Below are 23172 nucleotides of genomic sequence, written 5' to 3'. Positions count from 1 at the left end.
CCACCGTAGATCGTCCTGGAAAGTAATCCATACCCAGGAGAACCGGACATCTCTATCTTGCCCAACACCGGACATTTCTAATGTGCTTTGACAGGGCTTGATCGAGCCGCCAAGCGCGTCGCTACAGCCGAACGCGACAATTTCTCTTATACTACAGTGCTACGCAAAATTAGGAGGCACACTATGGACACTGCAGAAATCCTCGCCCGCGCTGCGCAGCGGACCCAAGACAAGAAGCACGCAGGAGACCTGACTCCGGAAGAGGCCCATGCGCTTCTACGCGAGCATCCCAAGGCCAAATTGATCGATGTGCGCTCGCATCCCGAGCTGGAGTTTTCCGGCTTTGTCGAAGGATGTTGCCATGTGCCTTGGAAGCTCTATCCGGGCATGACCCCCAACCCGGATTTCGACCGACAGATCCAGTCCATCGCTCAGCCAGACGCTTTGTTGCTGCTGCTTTGCCGCACCGGCGGCCGCTCCACCGAGGCCGCCGAGCATCTGGCCGACCTGGGATATACGCACGCCTACAACATCCTTGGCGGTTTTGAAGGGAAGGGCGACGAACTCGGACAGCGCGGCAAGCTTGAGGGCTGGAAGGCTAGCGGTTTGCCCTGGCGTCACCCGTGAGCAGCACTCGGCCTGGCGCGGACTGATCCTCGCGCCGCACCAGCAGCAGACCCTTTCAGATCTGGCAGGCAGGGCAAAACAGCGCCGTTTTGCCCCCGACCGGCAACGACTCCAACGCTCCCCCACAGGTCGGACAGTGCCCATCCTCCCGATGGCGAGTGAGGAAGGTCTTGGGCAACAAGGGAATCTTTGCCTGCGAGCGTAGCGCCCGTTGCAAGACCTGCGGAATCTGTTCAAGAAAACGATCCCGTTCCTCTTCACTGAGGCTGGGAACCGTCCGATCTGGGCGCAAACGCGCCTGAAACAGAATCTCATCGGCCCACAGAGGACCGATGCCGGTCACGAAGCTGTCATCCAGCAGCACATTGCGCAGGGCGCTACGACGCCGCGCCAACGATTCGCGCAGATGACTCAGCCCATCTGCCGGAACGAGCAACGGATCCGGCCCCAGCTTGGTGAGAAAATCCACATCACTGCTCTCGTCCAGCAGGCGCAGGCGACTCCCCAGTTGGGTCCCCTGCAAGCGCAGGCGCAACTGTGCATTGATGGCCAGTTCCAGGCCCGCGCGGTTATCGTTGCCTTCTTCCGCTGGAGCACCGCGCTCCAGATCCATTACCAGATCTCCGCCCAACTGCAGGGCAAGGATCTCGCGTCGGTCCAGCTCGCAAAAGACCTGGGTACCGTAGCGATGGATATCGGTGATTTCCTTCCCTTGCAAGGCATCCTCCGCCAGTCCACCGGCCTCGGCAAGCTGCTCGCCCTTGGCATTCTGCAGACGCAAGGCACCGAGCTTTTTGCGCAGCACACTACGTTGCAGTTTTTGTTTGAACAATTCGATTTCGGGCAATTCTGCCATAGTCTGTACTCACTTCATTGTCATCTCGGCCCTAGTCTACCGCGCGCACCGGCCAGTCGGAAACTTGGCAGGCCGAAAGCGGGGGAATAGACTGGCAAGAACGCTAGTGAAGGAGCCATGATTTATGAGCGTCCCGACCGAGATCCAGATTCAGGTCGACACCCGCTATATTCCCGAGCAATCCAGCCCGGAGCAGGAACATTACGTCTTTGCCTACCATATTCGCATCGAGAACCATGGTCCGAAGACGGCGCAGCTGCGCAACCGCCACTGGATCATCACCGATGCGGAGGGGCGAATACAGGAAGTGCGCGGCCCCGGCGTCGTCGGCGAACAACCCACCCTCGCGCCAGGCGAGCGCTTCCAGTACACCAGCGGCACCGTGTTACCTACCCCAGTCGGCAGCATGCATGGCAGCTACCAATGGGTAAGTGAAGACGGCGATGAGTTCGAGACCCCAATCCCCGCCTTTCGCCTGGCCGTGGCCACCGTCTTCCATTGAGCTACCGGAGCCTGCAGCGCGCCTATGGTTTGTGGGCGCCCATCTACGACCGCGCAGTAGCGGGCTTTTCAGCGGCCGCACGGGCTGCCAACATTGCCAATATTCCAGCAGAGGCGCAGCGAATCCTGATCATCGGCGCCGGAACCGGTCTCGATTTTCCCTATCTACCTCCACAGACCTTCAACGTTGCAGTGGATTTCAGCGCGGCTATGCTCGCGCGAGCGCGCTCGCGGGCAGCGCAGGTGCGCCTCCTGCAGGCCGACGCCGAGCGTCTGCCGCTGCGGGATGTCAGCTTTGACGTCGTTTTACTACACCTGATTCTGGCAGTGGTACCGCACCCTTCTCGGGCCCTTGCCGAGGCGAGTCGCGTGCTGCGCCCCGGCGGCACGCTGCTGATCTTCGATAAATTTCTGCGGCCGCAGCAAAGGGCACCCCTGCGCCGACTCCTGGCCCCCCTTTCGGCGAGTCTGGCGACGCGCACCGACGTCGTCTTCGAGGACTTGCTGGCGCAGCGCCCGGAATTACGTCTGCTGGACGACCAAGCGGCCGCCCTGGGCGGCTGGTTTCGTCGCCTACGCCTGAAAAAGGCAGAAAGTCCCGCCTAGAGCGGGGCCACGTTAGCAGCTCAAGCGCCGCTGCGCGCCGCTTTTTTTCGATCGTTTTCCTTGAGAAAGCGCTTGCGGATGCGGATCGATTCCGGCGTCACTTCCACCAACTCGTCATCGGCAATGAACTCCACTGCCGCTTCGAGGCTCATGCGGATCGGCGGCGTGAGCAGGATGTTTTCGTCCGAACCCGAGGCGCGCATGTTGGTGAGTTTCTTTTCCTTGAGGGGGTTCACCACCAGATCGTTGTCGCGACTGTGGATACCGATGACCATGCCTTCATACACCTTGTCACCCGGGCTGACGAAGAGCCGCCCGCGATCCTGCAGGTTGAAGAGGGCGTAGCCCACCGCTTCCCCCTCCTCGGCCGAGATCAGCACTCCGTTGATGCGTGCCGGAATGGCTCCCTTCACCGGACCATAGCCATCGAAGATGTGACTGATGACACCGGTACCCGAGGTAGCGGTCATGAATTCCGTGTGAAAGCCAATGAGGCCACGAGCGGGGATCCGATACTCCAGACGCACCCGACCACGGCCATCGGGCTGCATGTCCTGCAACTCGCCGCGCCGCGTCCCCAGGCGCTCCATGATCGTGCCCTGATGGGTCTCTTCGACATCGATGGTCAGCGCTTCATAGGGCTCTTCCGCGACGCCATCGACAACCCTCTGAATGACCCGGGGGCGGGAAACCGCCAACTCATAGCCCTCGCGGCGCATGTTCTCGATAAGGATGGTCAGATGCAGCTCCCCCCGACCGGATACCTGAAACACATCGGCGTTGTCGGTATCTTCCACCCGCAGGGCGACATTGGTGAGGAGCTCTTTGTAGAGCCGCTCGCGCAGTTGGCGGCTGGTCACGAACTTACCCTCGCGCCCAGCAAAGGGACTGGTATTGACCTGAAAACTCATGTTCAGGGTAGGTTCGTCGATGGGTTTCCATGGCAGCGGTTCCGGTGCTTCGGGGGCAGCGATGGTGGCACCAATGGACGGCGCATCGAGGCCAGTGACGGCAACAATATCGCCAACACCGGCACCATCCTCCCAGGGAATCCGCTTCAGGCCCTCAAAGCCCAGCACCTGCAGAATTCGGCCTTTTATGGGCTTGGCTTCCTGCCCCTGCAGCATGACCACGTCCTGGCCTGGTCGGATGCGTCCGCGACGCACCCGGCCAATGGCGATCTGTCCCACATAGCTGGAGTAGTCCAGATCGGCAATTTGCAGTTGCAACGGCGCTTCCGGATCGCCCTCGGGCGCTGGTACATGGCTCAGAATCAGTTCGAAGAGCGGGCGCATATCGCCTTCGCGCACGCTTGGGTCTTCTCCGGCATAGCCCTGCAAGCCCGAGGCGTACATCACCGGGAAGTCCAACTGCTCCTCCGTGGCACCGAGCTTGTCGAAAAGGTCCAGCGTCGCGCTGATGACGTAATCGGGACGCGCGCCAGGCCGGTCGATCTTGTTGATGACGACGATTGGCTTGAGCCCTAGCTCCAGGGCCTTGCGCGTCACAAAGCGGGTTTGCGGCATGGGGCCTTCTACGGCATCCACCAGCAGCAACACCCCATCCACCATTCCCAGTACCCGCTCTACCTCGGCACCAAAGTCGGCATGGCCGGGGGTGTCGACAATATTGATGTGGGTTTCACCCCACTGCACCGCGGTGTTCTTGGCCATGATGGTGATGCCGCGCTCCTTTTCCAAGGCGTTGCTGTCCATGACCCGCTCTTCCACCTGTTGATGCGCGGCGAAGGTACCGGATTGCTTGAGCAGTTGATCGACCAGGGTGGTCTTGCCGTGGTCGACGTGGGCGATGATGGCGATGTTACGAAGTTGACGTGACACAAATTTCCCCAATAAAGACAGAGCCGGCTGGCAGCGGGCTCTCTTATAACGACATGCCCCCCAAAAAGCAAACCGCCCCGCCACGAAAACTCGTGACAGGGCGAAGAAACGAGGCGCCGAAGCGCCCCGCTAGGCTTAAGCGAACTTAGAAGCCAGCCTGGAACTGCAACATCAGCGTGTTGTAGGCCATGCCGTTGATGGGGGCACCATTGCCGCCAAAAACGCCACCCAGGGTCCCAGTACCGAATTTGCCGTTGCGAGCCGTGGGGATGATGTAGTTCACCTGAATCTCCGCTGCGTGCGGGTTATTCGGATTGACATAATAATTCAAGCCGACCGTGGTGTTATCCAGCTTCGCATCGTAACCCTGGTAATTGTTGTAGCTGAAAGAATCGAAGCGAACCGCAGGCTCAATATCGAGCCATGATGGCGTTAGCGTCATCTGGTAAAGATTTACGCCAAGTCCAACATTCCAGTCCTGCGCCATGTAGCCAGGATTGCCGTCGCGGGTCTGACCGGTATGCAGGTTGGTATAACCGGCAACGTAGTGGATGCCCATCAGTCCACCGTGGACGCCGACGTTCCAGGTGTAAAGGGAATCAACGTTGTTGGCAACACCAAGGGCATTCGGCTTGTTTGGCAAAGTCATACGAGAGCCACTGATTTCAGCTTTGACCAAGGGACCCATGAAATCGTAGGTTAAGCGTGCAGATGCCAGATAGCCGCCACTACCATTCAGGAAGCCACCCTGACCACTACCAAAAGGATTGGAACCGGAAACCTCCCAGTTGTAGGCGCTGCCGTAATCCAGAGAGGTCTCATCGGCGATAGCGACAGCGTAGCCAATACCCGTGCCCATTACGTCATTAGCGTGCAGCATCGCACCGGCACTACGTCCCGGCAACAACGACTGGGCCATAGAACGAAAGATAAAGGGCAAGGCGTTGCCTTGCGTGTCGATATACTCATTGCCTACAGGCTGCTTGAACTTACCCACCTCCAGCTGCACGAAGGGAACTGGGGCAAAGTTGATCCAGGCATCCAGAATGGAAGCATTGCCACCATTACCCAGACCATTGTTCAGAGCATTGGTACTATATCCAGGAATGCCTTGATTGCCAGCATTGTTCCCACTGATAGCGGCATTATCCCAGCCAGCCATGATGTTATACGTCACACCATCCGTTGCCTCACCCTTCACACCCAAGCGGATGCGATTGGCACCGAAAACTAGGCCATTGGAGCCAGACTGAGAGCCGTTCGTTGACGTACCAAACTGCTGGCTGCCGGTGATCTGGGCATAGCCATACAGGATCGGGCCGTTGTCCTTGGCGGAACTGTCGGCCGCAAAGGCCGCACCGGGGACCAGTACTGCAGCAGCAACTGCAAAAGCTACAAGATTCTTCTTCATGACAAAGCTCCTCCTCATGAGCCGTTGTTACAATACAACGATAGAAGTTATAGCACCCCTTTTGCGCCTTTGCAACGGCACGCCAAGAACTTTTTGCAACGAGCCACTAAGAAAGGGAATTCTGCGGGACCCGTACGCTTTCCCCGCTCGCCATAGCGGCGCGACGCGCGCTCAGGTTGGCGCGCAAAAAGGTGATGGCGCGGCGGTACTGTCCGAGTTCGCGGTCCACCTCCAAGACCTGATCGAGGAGCTCCGCTGGCGAGGCACCCGGCAAACCGCGCAAGAGGCGGTGCCAGCGGTCGTCGACGCGCTCCTGGCCTGCGAGCAGGGCATCCAGAACGGAAAGGGAGTCCAGGCACTCGGCCGGACACTGGGAGTCACAGAGCTGATGAAGGAGATGAATGCTATCCATGGCGGTCTGCTTTGCGGTGACTAGGGTTATAACACTACGACCGTGGGCAAAACGGAAAGTTGCGCGCCCACAAAAAAACCGGGGCAGTGCCCCGGTTCTTTGACACTGCCCCGATCAGTGGGCAGCGTAGATGCTCTTTTTGGTGAAGCGTCCGCGGAACACCCAGATCTGGTACCAGTTGTACATGATCATGATGGGTACAAAACCCGTCATGAACAAGGTGAATACCGCCAGCGAATTGGCAGGGTTAGCGGCCTCCTGAATCGTCCAGGTGCCGGGCACGATATAGGGGTACATGGTTGCCCACATGGCAGCCCAAAGGAGTACTACTACGCCTTCTCCCCAGAGCAGAGCGACGAAGTTGTGCCCTGCCGAATGATTGCTCATCGACTTGAAGGCAAAGAACAGCACAATCACCATCCAGGCCGCCCAGACCCACCAGTTCGGCCCGGTCCATTTGGCCGCAGCCCAAGGAAAGATGGCGTAGGACCAGACGAGGGTTACCACGATGGCAGCCAGGGCCAGGAGCGAGAAGAGGCTGGTCCAGCCCTTGGCGCGCTCGTGGATCACATCGCCGGGGACAAAGCGCGCGCAGAGGTACAGGCCACCGGCCAGCCCCGCGGCGATGACCGCACCAAAACCCGTCCAGATGCTGAAAGGCGTCAGCCAGGTCAGTGCGGTGCCTGAGAAGTGCATGACCGGGGTGCTGTAGTCCCTCCCGGCAATATGCGCCATGGCCAGGCCGTTCTGCATGGGGAAACCCTGCAGGCTAGCGCCCAGGGCGACACCAGCAAAGAACGGCGCCAGCAGACTGCCGATAGCAAAGAACCAGCCCCAGACCTTGCGGCTGGAACGGGCATGGACATGGAACTCGAAGGCCACAGCACGCATAATGATGGCCCAAAGGGCGATCATCAGCGGGATCATCAGGTAGTTGAACGCTGAGCCATAGACCAGCGGAAAGGCGCCAAAGAGCACGCCGCCGGCCACGACCAGCCAGGTCTCGTTGCCGTCCCAAAAACCAGCCATCGACGCCATGATCGCGCCGCGCTCGTCTTCATCCTTAGAAAACAATGCAAAAATTCCGGCACCCAGATCGGCGCCATCCAAAGCGATATAAAACAGAAACATCAGCCCCAGCAAAATCCACCACCAAGTAGATAGAGCTGAGGTAATCCGCACGATGTCGTGGGTAAAATCCATGGTAACCTCCGTCAAAATCAGTAAATGGAGTGGCACAGGCCACCCCACGAGGCTTAGCGCTCAGCCTTCAGCATTGGCTTGGCGAAGCTGGCCTGCGCGTGTCCACCGCCGGCGTGCGCATCGCCCTCTTCCCCGTGGTGGAAGAGCTGATCCGATGGGGCAATACCGTCCACCCCCTTGGCAATGACGCGGGCGAAGAAGTACCAGGCACCCGCCCACACCAGAAGTTCAAAGACGATGTAGCCAGCAAACCAGATGACTTCCTGGGCCACGCTCATGTGGCTGACCCCCTGATAAGTACGCATCAGGCCGTAGACCACCCAAGGCTGGCGGCCGATTTCACGTACCCACCAACCGGTCCAGATGGCGAGGTAGGGCAGGAAGGCAGAGAAGACTACTACCCGCAGGAACCAGGGACTTTTACGGAGCGATTCAGCATGGAGCTTGCCACGCAGGCGCAACCAGTTGCCCCAGAACGCCACGAAGAAGAGGAAGAAACCAATCGCCACCATCATGCGGAAGGAGTAGAAGGGCACCCAGACATCCGGGCGATCCTCGGGCGCAAACTGGTCCATGCCCTTCACCACACCGTTCCAGGTATGCGTTTCCAGTAGACTCAAGACATGCGGGATGGAGATCTGGAAGAGGTTGCCGTCGTTGTTGGCATTGGGGATGGCGATCAGGTTCCAGCTGGTGTTCGGCTTTCCATCCGGCAAATAGGTATGGTAGTGCCCTTCCATGGCCGCCAGAGAGGTCGGCTGGGTATCCGCCACATCCTTGCCAACGCTATCACCGATAAAGATCTGGATGGGCGTCACGATGAGCAAGGCGAGAAGGGTGGGCTTGAGCATCTTGGTGAAGAGATCGGCGTTGCGATTCTTGAGAATGAACCAAGCACTCACGCCAGCCATGACGAAGAGAGACAACTCCACCGTTGCCACCCACATGTGCGGGAAGCCCCAGACAAAGTTGTCATTGAGGATGGCGTGCCACCAGTTCTCGACCTGGAAGAGGCCATCCTTGAGCACGACACCGTTGGGGGTCTGCATCCAGGAATTGGCGACCAGGATCCACATTGCCGAAAGACTAGAGGACAGGCCGACGTTGAAGGTGGCAAAGGCGTGCATGCCCTTGCTGACCTTACCCCAGCCAAAGACCATCAGGCCAATGAAGCCAGCTTCGTACATGAAGGCGGTAATGGTCTCGAAGCCCAGGATATTGCCAAAGAACGGGCCCGCGGCCTGAGAGAAAGGGCCATAAAGGATACCGAAGGCCATCTCCATGGTCACCCCGGTCGCCACACCGGCACCAAAGTTGATGATAAAGATCTTCTCGAAGAAGCGATTGAGCTTATACCAGCGCTCGTCACCGGTACGCAGCCAAGCAATCTCCAGGAAAAATAGCAGCCAGGACATGCCGATGGTCAACGGCGTCCAGAGGATGTGCATGGTCGTGATCCACGCAAAGTCCAGCCGACTGAGCAGGACGGGTAAACTGTTTTCGATGATCATTGCTGATTCCTCGACTCGCTAAGGTTATAGGTGAACTACTGCCCCCTGGCGAGCAAAGGGCGTGCCACATTTCTGGCGGAGGGAACGGCAGAAAGAATAAGGAATTGGTGATATAGCCAGTCGCAGCCCGTTCAAATGCACCAAAAGCATCGGTTCATTTGCACCGCACCCGTCCAAATAACCCAATATAATCATATATCTAGATATTTTGTTCAATTTTTATCCTTGCGCCTGCCATGTCCTTCTCCTACTCTTTCTGAAGAATCTCCCAATCAACTTGGCAAGCCCAGGAGAGTGAACATGTGCGCAACAAGATTGCAGGATTTATCGGCCTGGCAGCGAGTGCAGAAGCAACGAGAGGATTGGGGTAATGCGAAGATCGTCGACCTCTTCGACGCGGATCCCGAGCGCGGCAGCCACATGACCGCCGAGGCCTGTGGCATCTACCTGGACTATTCGAAGAACTGGCTACGGCCGGAAACTCTAGCGGCACTGATCGATCTGGCGCGAGAGCGCGGTCTGGAAGCGCGGCGCGCCGCCATGTTCGCTGGCGAGCATATCAATAGCACCGAAGATCGCGCTGTCCTGCATTGCGCCCTGCGCGCACCGAAAGATGCCCAGATCTGCGATCAGGGCGTCAACGTCGTGCCCGAGGTGCACGCGGTTCTGCAGCGCATGATGACCTTCTGCGACAAGGTCCACCAGGGCGAGTGGCTAGGCGCGACGGGCAAAGCCCTGCGCCAGATCGTCAACATCGGTATCGGCGGCTCTTACCTGGGGCCGGAGATGGCCTATCGGGCCTTGCGCCAGCAGCGGATGGCAGGTATCCGCGAGCACTTCGTGGCGAACGTCGATGGTGCGGCGCTCGCTGCGGTACTCGCCGAGATCAACCCCGAAGAAACTCTGTTCATCATCGCCTCGAAGACTTTTACTACCTTGGAAACCATGACCAATGCCCACGCCGCCCGACGCTGGCTGGTAGCGGCCCTGGGCGAGGCGGCGGTGGAGCAACACTTTGTTGCAGTCTCTACCAATGACAAGGCGGTCGCCGCCTTTGGTATGAATCCGGAGCATAGCTTTGGCTTCTGGGACTGGGTAGGCGGGCGCTACTCGATGGATTCCGCCATCGGCCTGGCCACCATGCTGGCGATCGGTTCGGCGGCCTTTACCGAGATGTTGCGCGGTTTCCATGCCATGGATGAACACTTTCGGCATGCCGAACTGGCGCAGAACCTGCCTGTCCTGCTAGGTTTGATCTCGGTCTGGTACAACAACTTCTGGGGCGCTCAGAGCCAGGCGATCCTGCCCTACGCCCACGACCTCGCCCGCTTTCCCGCCTATCTGCAGCAACTGCAGATGGAGAGTAACGGCAAACGGGTAGATCTGGCAGGGAACCCTCTCTCCGTAGATAGCGGCCCGATCATCTGGGGGGAACCAGGCACCGACGGCCAACATTCCTTTTATCAGTTGCTGCATCAGGGAACCCGTTTGGTGCCCTGCGATTTGATTGGTTTTATTGCGCCCCTCAGCGAATACCGCGATCAACATGACCTGCTCATGGCCAATCTCTTTGCACAAAGTGAGGCCCTGGCCTTTGGCCGTTCGGCGGACGAACTGCGTGCCCTGGGGGTACCCGAAGCACAGATTCCCCACCGGGTTTCCCCCGGCAATCGGCCCAGCAATCTGCTCCTCGTCGATGCCCTCACACCGTTTTCTCTGGGTGCCCTGGTCGCCCTCTACGAACACAGCGTCTTCACCCAAGGGGTGATCTGGGGCATCGACTCCTTTGACCAGTGGGGGGTAGAGCTCGGTAAGGTCTTGGCCACGCGCGTCGAATCGGACCTACAGGGCAAAACCCATCATCCCCACGACAGCTCTACCCAGGCACTGATCGAGCGCTACCGCGCCAGTCGCAGCTAGGCGGCGGGAACTTTTCCCGGCGGCAGTTTTTCCAAAGGGAAATCTTTCCTGAAGAGTTCTGCCGCCCCTATGAAGAAAACCGCCGCGTTTTTTGCTGTTTTGCTGGTCTCCAGCACTGCCTATGCCGTCGTACCCACCCCCACCCTGCCCGCCGCACCCCCCATGCCGGCGCCACAGATTTCTGGGGTCAAGGCGGCGGTGCTGATCGACGTGAATACCGATCAAGTCCTGCTCGACCAAAATGGGCAAGCGAGCCATGACCCCTCGGGCCTGGTAAAACTAATGACGGCCTATCTGCTCTACCAGGCAGAAGCGCAGAAGATGTTGCAATCCGACCAGCAGGTCTCGGTAAGCGTCGATGCCTGGCATGCCCCTGGCTCGCGCATGTTCATCCAGCCCGGGCTGCCGGTTACCGTCGACCAGCTTACTCATGGCCTGCTGATCGACGGGGGTAATGACGCCGCCATTGCCATCGCCCAATCAGTGGCAGGTAGTGTTGCCGGTTTTGTCGACCTGATGAACCGCGAAGCCGCCAGCATGGGGCTGGCCCAGACCCATTTCGTCAATCCCGATGGCATGCCGACGCCCGGACAGCGCAGTACGGCGCTCGACATCGCCCGCTTGGCACGCGCCCTGGTGGTGAAATTCCCGCAGATAGAGAAGGTCGCAGGGCAGGCAAGTTACCGCTACAACCACATCACCCAGTACAACTACAACCCGCTGGCAGGGCAGCACGGTATCACTGGTCTGGGAGTGGGCTTGGCCTCCGCCAACAACTGGGATCTGGCCGTCAGCGCCAGCCAGGACGGCCGGGGCCTAGTAGCGGTCATCCTGGGCGCCAGCTCCCGTGCCGTCGCCGGTACCGATGCCGCCGCCATGCTCCACTACGGTTTTCATGGCTGGCAGCAACAGCAGGTCTACCCGGCCGGCGCGATGGTGGCACAAATCAAGCGGATCGGCTGGAGCCCGGAGACTCTCTCGATCATCACCCCCAAAGCGATCAACGTGGCCATTCCCCGGCCCAGTCAAGGTAAGGTGGAAAGCCGCTTCGTCGCCGCCAGCAACCTGCAGGCCCCGATCAAGGCCAACAGCAACGTGGGCACCCTCGACATCCTCTGGCAGGGCAAAGTCCTGAAGTCGGAGCCGGTTCTGGCGAAAAATGCGGTGGCCAAGGCCGGCTGGTTCGGCCGTCTCTGGCATCGCGCGCAGGGTGCATTGTGAGCGGCGTACGATCGCGCTCCCGCGAGGCCTGAACGATGACTGCGACTACCTTCTTCCGCCAGCGCAGCTGGCGGTTCTGGCTGGTCTTTGTCGTTCTCTTCGTATTGGTGAACGCCGCTGTTGCCGTTGCTTTCTGGACCTATCGTATCTACCAGGAACTTCCTCCGGTGCAAGCACTGGAACATTGGCATCCGGCCGAGCCGCTACGAATCTATGCCGGCAACGGTAAGCTCCTGCAGGTCATCGGTCCGCAGTTGCGCTACGCCCTGCCCATCCGTCAGGTTCCGAAGCGCCTGCAAGATGCCTTCATCGCCGCCGAAAATTCCAAGTTCTACAGCCACAACCCGCTGTATTATCCGGTCAGTTTTCCCGGCATCGTTCGCGCTGCCTGGGTGGACCTCATTCATTGGGGACCAGTGCAGGGGGCCAGCACGATCACCGAGCAGGTTGCCCGCAATTTTTATCTGACCCCCAAAAAGACCATCACCCGCAAGGTGGCAGAGATCCTGCTCGCCTATAAACTGGCGCAACATCTCGATCGCGCGCAGATCCTCGATCTCTACGTCAACAAGATTTATCTGGGCGAAGGCGCCTACGGAGTGCAGGCCGCCGCCGAAACCTATTACGGCAAGACGGTCTCGCAACTGAGTTTGGGCGAGATGGCGACTCTGGCAGGCTTGCCGGCTGCCCCGTCGGTGTTCAACCCCATCGCTTCGCCGGCCTCGGCCAAGACCCGGCGCGATTATGTACTGCGACGCATGGCAAAACTGGGGTTCATCAGCGAGGCTGCTGCGCAACGCGCCATGGCCGAGCCGATTCGCGCCCGCTACCACGCCCCGGCAAGCAATCTGGCTCCCTACGCCACCGACTGGATCCGTAGCTGGCTGGAAAAGCATTTTGGCCCCGACTTTACCTATCGTAGCGGCCTGCGGGTCTATACCAGTATCGATCCGCGCGATCAGCGGGCAGCCAACCAGGATGTGGCAATTGGCCTGGAAAATTACGCCATGGGCCTCGATAGTATGGACCCGAAGGCTTGGCGTGGCCCGATTGCGCAACTGCGCGGAGAGATGCTCCAGGCCGCTCTGCATGGACAGCGTCCGCCCATGTTACCGGACTTCGACCCGGCCAACCTGCGCTGGGCGGTGGTGGAAAATGTCGATGCGCAGAGAGCGCGAATTGACATCGAAGGAGAACGGCAGGCCGACCTGCGTCTTCCAGACGTGGCCTGGGCCCGGCTACGCCCCAACGGCCAGCGCCCGACGAGCGTGAATCAGGTACTGGCAGCTGGCGATCTCATCTGGGTACGGCACTATGTCGCCGCAGCGACGGAAGGCACCGGCAATCCTGTCTGGGGTACCAAGGTCTGGCACGCTGTTCCGCACCCTGGCTGGCAGTTGGCGCAGATCCCCCACGTCCAGGGCGCCCTGGTTTCGCTGAATAGCCACAGCGGCGCCATCCTTGCCCTGGTCGGCGGCTTCAGCTACGAACTCAGTCATTTTGATCGCGCCCTGTATTCTTACCGACAACCGGGATCCGGCTTCAAGCCCTTCGTCTACGCCTCTGCCATCGACGCGCCAACGCTGCTGGCCAGTGGTCACAAGGGCTACTACACCCCAGTTTCGTTGATTGCTGACACGCCCCTGATCATCCATCTGGCAGATGGACAGATCTACGCGCCCACCAACTACAGTCCACCTTTTCCAATACCCCCTTCCCCATTTGGGAGGATCTGGCAGATTCCCACAATGTGCCGAGCGTGCGCCTGCTCATGGATGTGGGCATTCCTTATGCGAAAACCTACGTGCACCGCTTTGGCTTTCCCGCCAAACAGGTACCAGCAACCCCGTCCATGGTGCTCGGCGCCGGCGATTTCACGCCCCTACAAATGGCGCGCGCCTATGCCACCTTCTCCAGTGGCGGCTTTCTGCCCCATCCCTATCTCATTCGCAAGGTGGTCACCGCCAACGGCACCGACGTGGCGCTTCTGCACTGCCCCTTGGCCTATAAGCCACCCGCCCGGCAGACGGTCATCCCCCCGGGGGTGGCCTATCTGATGACGCGGATGATGGAGAGGGTGATACGGGTCGGGACGGGGGTCGCCGCGCAGATCCTGCATCGCCATGACCTCGCCGGAAAAACCGGCACCACCAATGCCGAAGAAAACGCCTGGTTCAATGGTTTCAATCCGGATATCACGACCTCGGTATGGGTGGGCTACGACGATAACCATAGCATGGGGACCTGGGCGGCGGGGGCCCGCGAGGCCCTGCCGATCTGGATACGCTATATGGGGACGGCTCTACAGGGCATGCCGGATACCGGCTTTTTCCGACCGCCCGACGTCGTCACCGCGCGCTACGATCCGCAGACTGGCACCCTGGCCGATCCTGGGACAGATGGCAGCCCTAGCAAGCTGGGATACTTTTTGGCGGGCTATCTGCCTCCCGCAGCCCAGACGCCACGACAGGAACAAGAGCAGAGTTTCGTGCGCGCATTGATGAAAATTTTTTAGGAGCAAGAATGACGAAAGAGGGCAATAATGCCAGCGCTTACGCCTGGGTTTGGAGTACGCTGGTCCTTCTCTTAGCGGTGGTCGCGTACTTTTTTCTGCATACTTGGTTGGTGAACGATGTTGACCGGCCCGACCCACATCCGTTGACTGTCATCGAAGGAAACGCCGCAACGCCCGCCCCGCAACTCCCCAATCACAAAACCCTCGACGGTCAGGCCGCTCCGTACTCCTGAAAATCAGTCCATGAACAGGGAACTGACGGAGTCTTCCTCGGCAATCCGGCGGATGGTTTCGGCAAAGAGTTCAGCGACCGAGAGCACGCGAATCTTGTCACAGGCGCGCGCCTCGCTGCTCAGGGGGATGGTATCGGTCACCACCAGTTCGTCGAGGTCGGAGCCGCTGATGCGCTCGATCGCCTTGCCGGATAGCACCGGGTGAGTGCAGTAGGCGCTCACGCGCAGTGCCCCCCGCGTCTTCAGGGCATGGGCTGCCTCGCAAAGGGTATTGGCGGTATCGACCATGTCATCCACCAACACACAACTGCGCTCATCCACTTCACCGATGATGTTCATGACCACCGATTCGTTGGGACGCGGCCGGCGTTTGTCGATGATGGCGAGATCGACTTCCAGACGCTTGGCGATGGCACGGGCGCGCACCACACCACCAACGTCGGGGGATACCACCATGAGATTTTCCGGATTCTGCCGCCAGATGTCGCCGAGCAGAATGGGGGAGGCGTAGATGTTGTCTACCGGAACGTCGAAAAAGCCCTGGATCTGGTCCGCATGCAGGTCCATGGTCAGGACGCGGTGCGCGCCGGCGGTGGTTACCAGATCGGCGACGAGTTTGGCGGTGATCGCTGTGCGGGCACGGGATTTGCGATCCTGCCGCGCATAGCCAAAGTACGGCATGACGGCAGTAATGCGATTGGCCGAGGCGCGCTTGAGGGCGTCGATCATGGCCAACAGTTCCATGAGATGATCGTTGGTCGGGGCACAGGTGGGTTGCAAAACGAAAACGTCGTGACCGCGGACATTTTCCAGAATCTCGACGAAGACCTCGCCGTCACTGAAGCGGCTGACCTCCGCCCGCCCCAGGGGGATCTGGAGAAATTTGACGATCTGTGCTGCCAGGGCGGGATTGGCGTTCCCGCTGAATACCATCAGGCTACCGTGAGACATGAAAGGATGGATACCTCTGCACTGTCCGCAAAAATAAAATGGCTGGGGCGCCAGGATTCGAACCTGGGAATGCCGGAATCAAAATCCGGTGCCTTACCGCTTGGCTACGCCCCAGCAGGGATTTCCGGGAGAAGTTCGAGAAGCGGGTGGCGGTTACATCCTCTCACCAACCACCCACGCCACGACGCTGGCAGACGGTCGAGAAGGACGCCATTCGCCGTCTCTTCCGGAACTTCGGCAAAACAGCAGGCACCGCTGCCCGTCAATCTTGCATTCCGCAGGCCCTGGGCACGCAGCCAATCGATGCACTCGGCAATGACAGGGTAGCGACTCCGGACCAGGGGCTCCAGGGTGTTCTCCTGCTCTCCCCCCAAAAACGCCGATATTGTGCTGGGCGGGTGTTGGCGTGTCAATTCGGGGGCGCGGAAAATTTCCGCGGTGGCGACGGATACGCCGGGGTGCACGAGCAGATACGGGAGCTCCGGGATCGGCGGCATGGGCTGCAGGATCTCGCCGATGCCTTCCGCCCAGGCGCTGCGGCCAAAGAGGAAAATGGGTACATCGGCACCGAGGGTAGCACCCAGAGAGATCAATTCCGCCCGTGACAGGGCGCAGTTCCAGAGATGGTTGAGCACCAGCAGGGTAGTGGCGGCATCAGACGAACCTCCGCCCACGCCGCCTCCCTCGGGCAAGTGCTTGCGCAGGGTAATCTCCACGCCTTCGCGCACGCCGCAGCGCTCGGCGAGGAGGCGCGCAGCGCGCAGAGTCAGTTCCTTTTCCGGCGCCAGGCCTGCAGGCCCGCCAAAGGAGCGAAACACGCCGGATGGCGCCGAGGCAAAGTGCAGATCGTCGCGCAGGTCCAGAAACTGAAAGACGCTTTGCAGAAGGTGATAGCCATCGTCGCGCTGACCGATGACCCGCAACATCAGATTCAGTTTGGCCGGCGCCGGATACCATTGCTCGTACATCATTGCCCCAGTTGCCAGTTGCTGACCGCGATGCGCAACTGCAGGTCATCTGGCCCGGAGGCCTGCAGAAGGGCCGGCATCTGCAAGCCTCCCACAGCGTCAAAGCGCAGATATTGCAATTGCCAGCTGCCCCAGCGCGCACGCTGCGGCAGCCCGGCGGCATCGTAGGCATCCACTTGCCCGGCTGGCGGAATGCCGAGCAGCCACTGGGGGAGTTCCGCAACGGGCAATGCAACCCCGAGTAGCCGTTCGAGCAAGACGCTCATGGTACTCGCCGTCAGGCGCTTACCACTGGCTTCCAGCAGCTCGGCCTGCGTACCGTCATCGCGTAATTCGGCGACCGTGTTGCCCAGGGGCCCCAGAATACGGAGCTGCTCGCCGCTTGCCTGCTGCCGCCAGACAAAGCCAAAACTCTGGCTCTCACGCGGGCTGCGCAGGGAGGCCTGGCCCGTAGCCGTCCAGCGCGGTACCGAGGCGAGAACCTGCGCCCGCTGCTGCGCCGGCAGGACGAGCTGCGCCCGCCCCGTCGGGGCGGGTAGCTGGGCGCAGGCGCCGAGCAAAAGCAGGGCGGGAATGGCCAAGGCCCGCCAGTTCTGCCGCATCAGACCTTTCATGGGTGCAACAGGGCCTCCTGTAACTCCTTACTGTCGGGATGCTTTTCGAGGCCACGCTGCCACAGGGCACGCGCCTCCTGCTGACGCCCCAGCTGCCAGAGGACCCGACCCAGATGATCGAGTACTTCCGGCTCGTCGCCCAGCTGGGCATGGGCTTTTTGCAGGTAGACCAGAGCCTTCTTTTGATCACCCTGCAGGTGGTAATACCAGCCCATGCTATCCTGGATGTTGGCGTCTTCGGGGGCCAGCTGGATGGCCTTTTCGAGATACGCCCCGGCCTGCGCCAGTTGCTGGCGTCGTTCGAGCAGGCTGTAACCGATGAAGTTATAGGCTTGCGCATCATCTGGGCGCAGCTCGATGACGATGCGCATGGCCTTTTCCATGCCGGCATAGTCCTTTTGCAATTCGGCGATGGCGCCACGGGCATACCACAGGGCGGCATCGCGGGGGTGGTGCTCCAGGGCCTGATCGAGCAGCTGCGCGGCAGCGGCATAATCGCCCTCTTCCTGCAGTAATTGCGCACGCAGGAGAGGAATCTGCGCATCGTTCGGGTGTCGTGCCTGCAGTTTCTGCAGCTCCGCCAGCGCCTTGCTCTTTTGCCCTTGCGCATAATAGGTCTGGGCGATGCGCAACTGCGCCTCATCTGCCAAAGGCGTACCAGCCAGCTTGGCATACGCCTCCCGCGCCTTCGACCATGCCTTTTGACCTTCCGCGATACGCCCTTGGTAGTAGGGAACCAGTGGCGAGTGCGGAGCCAGCTCGCGGAAATGCTCCAGCGCCTGCTGGGCCCCCGGCCAGTCCCTTTCGGCAATGGCCAGGGGTAGCAACTGGTTCCAGACCTTGGGTTGATCCGGCTGCAACAGGCTGATCTGCTGCAATACCCGATAGGCTTGTGTTTGTCCACCGAGACTGAGGTAGAGCGTGGCCAGATAGCTACGCGCCTGCACGGCGCTCGGATGTGCGGCACAGAAGCCCTGCAGCATCTGCAACGCCGCCAGGGAGTTCCCCTGTTGGCGTAGACTTTCGGCCTGCAATACCGCCGCCTCTTCCCAGTCCGGGCGCAGTCGCAGTGCCGCAGCAAAGGCCTCGGCTGCGCGTTTCGGCTGCTTCTGCAGCAAGGCAAGGCGACCCAGGGCGAGCTGCGCGGCAGCAGAATGGGGATGATTCTGGATGACCGTGTGGAGCAGTCGTTCTGCATCACCAAAACGGCCATGCTGTGCCAGCAATTCGGCCAGTTGGCTACTCACCCGCTCCTCATCGGGAAAACGCGCCAGCGTCGCCTGCAGCAGTTCCAGGGCCGCCGGCTCCTGACCATCGGCAAGGAGCAGACCGGCTTCAAAGCGCGCGGACTCGCTGTCCTCGGGTGCCAATTCATGCCATCTCTTGGCCCAAAGCAGTGCCTTGGGCAGATCTCCAAGCTGCGCTGCGGCCTTGGCTGCCGCCGCCAATATGGGCGCCGTGGGGAGTTGGTCAACGCTGTGCTGCCAGGCCGGGATGGCGACTGCGGGATCCTGTTGTTGGGTGGCAAACTCTGCACTGAGGAGGTAGTACAGACTCTCCCCCGTCAACTGGACGCTCGCCCCGGCCCAGGGAGACAACCCAAATACTATCAAGGCCAGCCAACGCCACTGCATCTTCCTGCCCATACCATTCCCTGCCCACCGCGATGCGCCGACAATAGCGCCAGCCCCAGCGGCTTGCAATCCGGACACGCCTTGCGGACAATGCGCGGGTATTATCAGGTCCCAATGTTACGGATGGTACCACCATTTTTTGCTACGGTTTGAGTCATCACAGCGCACCCATCGAGGTTCGCGAAAAAGTCGCATTTGCGCCGGAGCAACTGGCAGCGGCCCACCGGGATCTACTGGCCCAAAATCTGGCCAGGGAAGCCCTGATCGTTTCCACCTGCAACCGCACCGAAATCTACACCTACGGCGGGTCGGGCCCCAGAGAAAGTCATCTGCAGCATTGGCTGGCCGACTTTCACGGTATCGACGCCGATCTCTTGACCGGCAACAGCTTCAGCTTTCATGACGCGGCAGCCGTACAGCATCTGTTTCGCGTGGTTTGTGGCCTCGATTCCATGATCATCGGCGAACCGCAGATTTTGGGCCAGGTGAAAGACGCCTACCAGATCGCAGCGGACAGCGACAGTACCGGGCCCGTCCTCAACCGTCTGCTGCACTGGGCCTTCCGTGTCGCCAAACAGGTGCGCACGGAAACCGCCATTGGTGCAGCGCCGGTGAGCGTGGCCTATGCGGCAGTGACCCTGGCGCGGCAGTTGCTGGGTTCCCTGCAGGGCAAGCGGGTGCTGCTCATCGGTGCGGGCGAGACCATCGAACTGGTCGCCACGCACCTGCGCGAGCATGACCTGGATGGATTTCACGTCGCCAACCGCAGTCCCGAGCGCGCTCGCCTGCTCGCCAATCGCCTGGATGGGCAGGCGCATCCCCTGGAAGATGCGGCGGCCCTGCTTCCCAAAGTCGATCTGGTTCTGAGCTGTACCGCGAGCCCCCAAGTGATCCTGCACTCCGCTGACGTTCAGCCCGGGTTGCCACACGAGCGTGGCAGTCTACTCTTTCTCGATCTGGCCGTGCCGCGTGACCTCGACCCTGCCATTGACGAGCTCGACGGCTGCTATCTGTATACCATCGACGACCTCAACGACATCGCCCAGGCCGGCATGCAGGCGCGGCGCGAAGCGGCGACCGAGGCGGAGCAGATCATTGCCCAAGAGGCCGATGGGTTTCAGCAATGGCGCGACAGCCTGGAAGTGGTGCCCGCCATTCGTCGCTTGCGGGAGCACGTCGAGCAGGCGCGGCAGGTGGAGTTACAGCGTTTCCGACACTATCTGCAGCATGGGCAGGACCCCGAGGCAGTGCTGGACGCCTTCTCGAAGGCGCTCATGAACAAGGTCCTGCACGACCCCATCTCGACCTTACGCCAGCCCTGCCAGGAAGCCACCAGCGAGGCCCTGGTCGCCTCTCTCGACATCCTCTTTCATCTCAGCGACGCAGAAGGATGAGTCTTAGCCCCCGTTTGGCGGGCCAGCTCGAGCAGTTGAGCCTGCGTGCCGAAGAACTCGAACATCGTCTTGCAAGCCCCGAAGTTTTACAGGACCCGCAGCAATATCAAGCCTTGTCCCGTGAGCTGGGCGAACTGCAACCGTTGCGTGACCTGCTCGCGCAACAGGAACGCCGGCAGGCAGCACGTGACGATGCCCTGCGCATCCTGCGCGAAGAGAGCGATGTCGAACTGCGCGGCCTGGCGAGCGAAGAACTGGCCGCGGCGGAGAGCGAACTTGCCGAACTCGAGGCGGAGCTGCGCCTGCGCCTGCTCCCCAAGGATCCGCAGGACGAACGCAACGTCTTTCTGGAGATCCGTGCCGGCACCGGTGGCGAGGAGGCAGCGCTGTTTGCCGGTGATTTGGCGCGTATGTATACCCGCTATGCCCAGACCAAGGGTTTCGGCGTCACCATCCTTTCCGCCTCGGAGTCCGAGCGCGGCGGCTACCGCGAGGTGGTACTGGAAATCTCCGGGCGGGGCGCCTATTCCCGCTTCAAGTTCGAATCCGGCGGGCACCGTGTACAGCGGGTGCCGGATACCGAGGCGCAGGGGCGCATTCATACCTCGGCCTGCACCGTGGCCGTTCTGCCGGAGGTGGACGAGATCGAAGGAATAGAGATACAGAGCAGTGACCTGCGCATCGACACCTTCCGCGCCAGTGGCGCCGGCGGCCAACATGTCAATAAGACCGATTCGGCGGTGCGCATCACCCATCTGCCCACGGGGCTCGTGGTCGCCTGCCAGGAAGACCGTTCGCAACACAAAAATCGCGCCAAGGCCATGGCCCTGTTGCAGGCCCGCCTGATGGAAATGGCGCAGGAAAAGCAACAAAGCGCCACTGCCGCGACACGGCGCTCCCTGGTCGGCTCGGGTGACCGCTCGGAACGCATCCGTACCTACAATTTTCCCCAGGGCCGCGTAACGGACCATCGCATCAATCTGACCCTGTATCGCCTGGAGGCAATCATCGCCGGGGATCTGGACCCTCTCTATGAGGCACTCCTGCGTGAACATCAGGCCGATCTTCTGCAAAATCTAGGTGATGATGCCTGAGGTACCCGCCGCCGAAGATTCTCTGCGGCACTGGCTTGCCTGGCTCGGCACCCAACTTGCGGCGCGTAGCGATGCGCCGGCGCAAGAGGCCCGCTGGCTTCTGGAGGAGATCCTGGACAGCGGCACCGAACTCTGGAGCCATCCCCAGGCGCCTCTAGGAGAAACGCGCCGTAGCCACTTGTTGGCGCTGCTTGCCCGCCGCATGGTTGGCGAGCCTCTACCCTATTGCCTTGGCCACTGGTCGTTCATGGACCTCGATCTGCGCGTCGATCCCCACGTCCTCATTCCCCGCCCAGATACAGAAACCCTGGTACGTTGGGCCCTGGAGCATCTGCCCGAGAAGGGGTCAGTGCTCGATCTCGGTACCGGTAGCGGCGCCATCATCCTCGCCCTGGCTCGGGCGCGACCGGATCTGGAGTACTGGGCCGTGGACCGGTGCGAGGACGCCCTGGCCGTCGCCCGCCAGAATGGGGCGGCCCTGGGGCTGTCGGTGCATTGGTGTGCCGGAGACTGGTGTCAGGCGTTACCGGCAGGACAGCACTTTTCACTCGTGTTGAGCAACCCGCCCTATCTGGCGACTGATGATCCCCATCTGGCCGAGCTCGGCGCAGAGCCCATCAGCGCCCTGGTGGCCGGAGAGACCGGACTGGAGGCCTACCAAGCCATTCTCGCCGGACTCCCCGCCCACCTGGAGCCCCAGACCCAGATCGCTTTCGAGCACGGCCACGAGCAAGGGCCGGCGCTACGCCAACTCTTGCGCGCGTATGGCTGGGAGGGAGTGGAGACGCATCGGGATCTGGCCGGTCGCGAGCGGGTGAGCAGCGCCTTCTGGAGTACTCTATATGCCTGAATTGCCCGAAGTGGAGGTCACGCGGCGCGGCATCGAGCCGCATCTCGTGGATCGGCGCATCGCGGCGGTCACTGTGCGTGAAGCGCGTCTGCGGCGCCCTGTCAATGACGATCTCGCCGCCCGCTTACAGGGACAAAGGATCGCCCGTCTGCGCCGTCGCGGGAAATACCTACTGGCCGATCTCGATCAGGGCCAACTCCTGCTGCACCTGGGCATGTCCGGGCATTTGCGCGTCGTGCCACAAGATACCGTCGCGCAGCGACATGACCATGTCGATCTGCTTCTGGAGGACGGCAATTGCCTGCGTTTTCATGACCCCCGACGCTTCGGTCTGTTCCTCTGGGGCGAGGACTGGGCCAGCGATCCGCTGTTACAGGGCCTCGGGCCGGAACCCTTGGGCAGCGAATTTGATGCAGATTATCTCTTTGCTCGCAGTCGCGGGCATCAGCAGCCCATCAAGAGCTTCCTCATGGATGCCCACGTTGTGGTCGGCGTGGGCAATATCTACGCCAACGAGTCGCTGTTCCGTGCCGGGATCGATCCCCGCCGGGCGGCCGGGCGCATCGCTCTGCCCCGCTTTCGCCGCTTGCATCAGGCAATCGTGGAGATCCTACAGGAGGCTATCACCGCCGGCGGCACCACCCTGCGCGACTTTACCCGCCCCGATGGCAGAAAGGGCTATTTTCGACTATCTCTGGCCGTGTACGGACGCGAGGAGGAACCCTGTATCCGCTGCGGCAAAGCTCTGCGCGCCGCGCGTATCGGGGGCCGCTCGTCATTTTACTGTGGACATTGCCAGCGCTAGAGGCA

At 60.8% G+C, this 23172-nt stretch carries 21 protein-coding genes, 1 tRNA gene and 1 pseudogene; 12 read left to right on the top strand and 11 right to left on the bottom strand.

Going from position 1 to position 23172, the window contains the following annotated elements; all coding sequences use genetic code 11:
- Nucleotides 1-183 precede the first annotated feature (183 nt).
- Nucleotides 184-627, top strand: a complete 444-nt coding sequence (locus AC2VNM_RS03480; protein ID WP_483189994.1) for a rhodanese-like domain-containing protein — start codon at nucleotides 184-186, stop codon at nucleotides 625-627.
- A 55-nt stretch (nucleotides 628-682) separates the two neighbouring features.
- Here AC2VNM_RS03480 and AC2VNM_RS03475 read toward each other — a convergent pair whose 3' ends face one another.
- On the bottom strand, nucleotides 683-1483 hold the full coding sequence (locus AC2VNM_RS03475) for a DNA-formamidopyrimidine glycosylase family protein (RefSeq protein ID WP_483166170.1): 801 nt from the start codon (nucleotides 1481-1483) through the stop codon (nucleotides 683-685).
- Between the two features lie 124 nt (nucleotides 1484-1607).
- On the opposite strand from AC2VNM_RS03475, the gene apaG reads away from it, so the two are divergent.
- A complete protein-coding gene (apaG, locus tag AC2VNM_RS03470; RefSeq protein WP_483189993.1) occupies nucleotides 1608-1985 on the top strand; it encodes a Co2+/Mg2+ efflux protein ApaG in 378 nt (125 codons plus the stop codon).
- Nucleotides 1982-2590 (top strand): class I SAM-dependent methyltransferase, encoded by a 609-nt coding sequence (locus tag AC2VNM_RS03465; protein WP_483166172.1) that lies wholly within the window; start codon nucleotides 1982-1984, stop codon nucleotides 2588-2590. The genes apaG and AC2VNM_RS03465 overlap by 4 nt, the downstream gene beginning before the upstream one ends.
- 20 nt (nucleotides 2591-2610) lie before the next feature.
- On the opposite strand, the gene typA is transcribed toward AC2VNM_RS03465, so the two are convergent.
- From typA to AC2VNM_RS03440, 5 genes are all read right to left on the bottom strand, one after another.
- Nucleotides 2611-4431 (bottom strand): translational GTPase TypA, encoded by a 1821-nt coding sequence (gene typA / locus AC2VNM_RS03460; protein WP_483166173.1) that lies wholly within the window; start codon nucleotides 4429-4431, stop codon nucleotides 2611-2613.
- Between the two features lie 145 nt (nucleotides 4432-4576).
- Nucleotides 4577-5842, bottom strand: coding sequence for a porin (locus tag AC2VNM_RS03455; protein WP_486912883.1), 1266 nt, complete (start codon nucleotides 5840-5842; stop codon nucleotides 4577-4579).
- 106 nt (nucleotides 5843-5948) lie between these two features.
- The gene (locus AC2VNM_RS03450; protein ID WP_483166175.1) at nucleotides 5949-6254 is read right to left on the bottom strand and encodes a hypothetical protein; all 306 of its coding nucleotides are present in this window, start codon (nucleotides 6252-6254) and stop codon (nucleotides 5949-5951) included.
- 114 nt (nucleotides 6255-6368) lie between these two features.
- Complete coding sequence (gene cydB, locus AC2VNM_RS03445; protein WP_483166176.1) at nucleotides 6369-7457, bottom strand: cytochrome d ubiquinol oxidase subunit II; 1089 nt, start codon at nucleotides 7455-7457, stop codon at nucleotides 6369-6371.
- A 53-nt stretch (nucleotides 7458-7510) separates the two neighbouring features.
- Nucleotides 7511-8968: a cytochrome ubiquinol oxidase subunit I gene (locus tag AC2VNM_RS03440; protein ID WP_486912882.1), complete on the bottom strand. Its 1458-nt coding sequence runs from the start codon at nucleotides 8966-8968 to the stop codon at nucleotides 7511-7513.
- Between the two features lie 300 nt (nucleotides 8969-9268).
- On the opposite strand from AC2VNM_RS03440, the gene pgi reads away from it, so the two are divergent.
- The 5 genes and pseudogenes from pgi (at nucleotide 9269) to AC2VNM_RS03415 (ending at nucleotide 14857) form a co-directional block, all read left to right on the top strand.
- On the top strand, nucleotides 9269-10888 hold the full coding sequence (gene pgi, locus AC2VNM_RS03435) for a glucose-6-phosphate isomerase (protein ID WP_486912881.1): 1620 nt from the start codon (nucleotides 9269-9271) through the stop codon (nucleotides 10886-10888).
- A gap of 69 nt (nucleotides 10889-10957) precedes the next feature.
- Entirely contained in the window at nucleotides 10958-12109 is a 1152-nt protein-coding gene (locus AC2VNM_RS03430; RefSeq protein ID WP_486912880.1) for a D-alanyl-D-alanine carboxypeptidase family protein, read from the top strand.
- A gap of 35 nt (nucleotides 12110-12144) precedes the next feature.
- A pseudogene (locus AC2VNM_RS03425) lies at nucleotides 12145-13467 on the top strand (transglycosylase domain-containing protein); the annotation flags it as partial.
- Between the two features lie 413 nt (nucleotides 13468-13880).
- Nucleotides 13881-14624 (top strand): penicillin-binding transpeptidase domain-containing protein, encoded by a 744-nt coding sequence (locus AC2VNM_RS03420; protein ID WP_486912879.1) that lies wholly within the window; start codon nucleotides 13881-13883, stop codon nucleotides 14622-14624.
- An 8-nt stretch (nucleotides 14625-14632) separates the two neighbouring features.
- Complete coding sequence (locus AC2VNM_RS03415) at nucleotides 14633-14857, top strand: hypothetical protein (protein WP_483166181.1); 225 nt, start codon at nucleotides 14633-14635, stop codon at nucleotides 14855-14857.
- 3 nt (nucleotides 14858-14860) lie between these two features.
- On the opposite strand, the gene AC2VNM_RS03410 is transcribed toward AC2VNM_RS03415, so the two are convergent.
- The 5 genes from AC2VNM_RS03410 to AC2VNM_RS03390 form a co-directional block, all read right to left on the bottom strand.
- The gene (locus tag AC2VNM_RS03410; RefSeq protein WP_483166182.1) at nucleotides 14861-15808 is read right to left on the bottom strand and encodes a ribose-phosphate pyrophosphokinase; all 948 of its coding nucleotides are present in this window, start codon (nucleotides 15806-15808) and stop codon (nucleotides 14861-14863) included.
- 39 nt (nucleotides 15809-15847) lie between these two features.
- Nucleotides 15848-15922 (bottom strand) — tRNA-Gln (locus tag AC2VNM_RS03405).
- A complete protein-coding gene (ispE, locus tag AC2VNM_RS03400; protein ID WP_483166183.1) occupies nucleotides 15913-16779 on the bottom strand; it encodes a 4-(cytidine 5'-diphospho)-2-C-methyl-D-erythritol kinase in 867 nt (288 codons plus the stop codon). Before ispE ends, AC2VNM_RS03405 begins: the two co-directional genes overlap by 10 nt.
- Nucleotides 16776-17390 (bottom strand): lipoprotein insertase outer membrane protein LolB, encoded by a 615-nt coding sequence (gene lolB / locus AC2VNM_RS03395; RefSeq protein ID WP_483189989.1) that lies wholly within the window; start codon nucleotides 17388-17390, stop codon nucleotides 16776-16778. The genes ispE and lolB overlap by 4 nt, the downstream gene beginning before the upstream one ends.
- Nucleotides 17387-19036, bottom strand: coding sequence for a tetratricopeptide repeat protein (locus AC2VNM_RS03390; protein WP_483189988.1), 1650 nt, complete (start codon nucleotides 19034-19036; stop codon nucleotides 17387-17389). Before AC2VNM_RS03390 ends, lolB begins: the two co-directional genes overlap by 4 nt.
- Before the next feature lie 122 nt (nucleotides 19037-19158).
- Between AC2VNM_RS03390 and hemA the strand changes: the two genes are divergently transcribed.
- Genes hemA through mutM form a run of 4 tightly spaced genes read left to right on the top strand, consistent with a single transcriptional unit; the run spans nucleotide 19159 to nucleotide 23167 of the window.
- Nucleotides 19159-20418 (top strand): glutamyl-tRNA reductase, encoded by a 1260-nt coding sequence (hemA, locus tag AC2VNM_RS03385; protein WP_483166227.1) that lies wholly within the window; start codon nucleotides 19159-19161, stop codon nucleotides 20416-20418.
- Entirely contained in the window at nucleotides 20415-21512 is a 1098-nt protein-coding gene (prfA, locus tag AC2VNM_RS03380; RefSeq protein ID WP_486912878.1) for a peptide chain release factor 1, read from the top strand. The genes hemA and prfA overlap by 4 nt, the downstream gene beginning before the upstream one ends.
- The gene (prmC, locus tag AC2VNM_RS03375) at nucleotides 21502-22362 is read left to right on the top strand and encodes a peptide chain release factor N(5)-glutamine methyltransferase (protein WP_483166228.1); all 861 of its coding nucleotides are present in this window, start codon (nucleotides 21502-21504) and stop codon (nucleotides 22360-22362) included. The genes prfA and prmC overlap by 11 nt, the downstream gene beginning before the upstream one ends.
- Nucleotides 22355-23167: a bifunctional DNA-formamidopyrimidine glycosylase/DNA-(apurinic or apyrimidinic site) lyase gene (gene mutM, locus AC2VNM_RS03370; protein WP_483189986.1), complete on the top strand. Its 813-nt coding sequence runs from the start codon at nucleotides 22355-22357 to the stop codon at nucleotides 23165-23167. The genes prmC and mutM overlap by 8 nt, the downstream gene beginning before the upstream one ends.
- Nucleotides 23168-23172 lie beyond the last annotated feature (5 nt).

This window comes from Acidithiobacillus sp. TH-A67 (genome assembly GCF_057473545.1).
The sequence above is the reverse complement of the archived record's forward strand: the minus strand, read 5'-3'. Positions and strand labels throughout refer to the sequence as shown.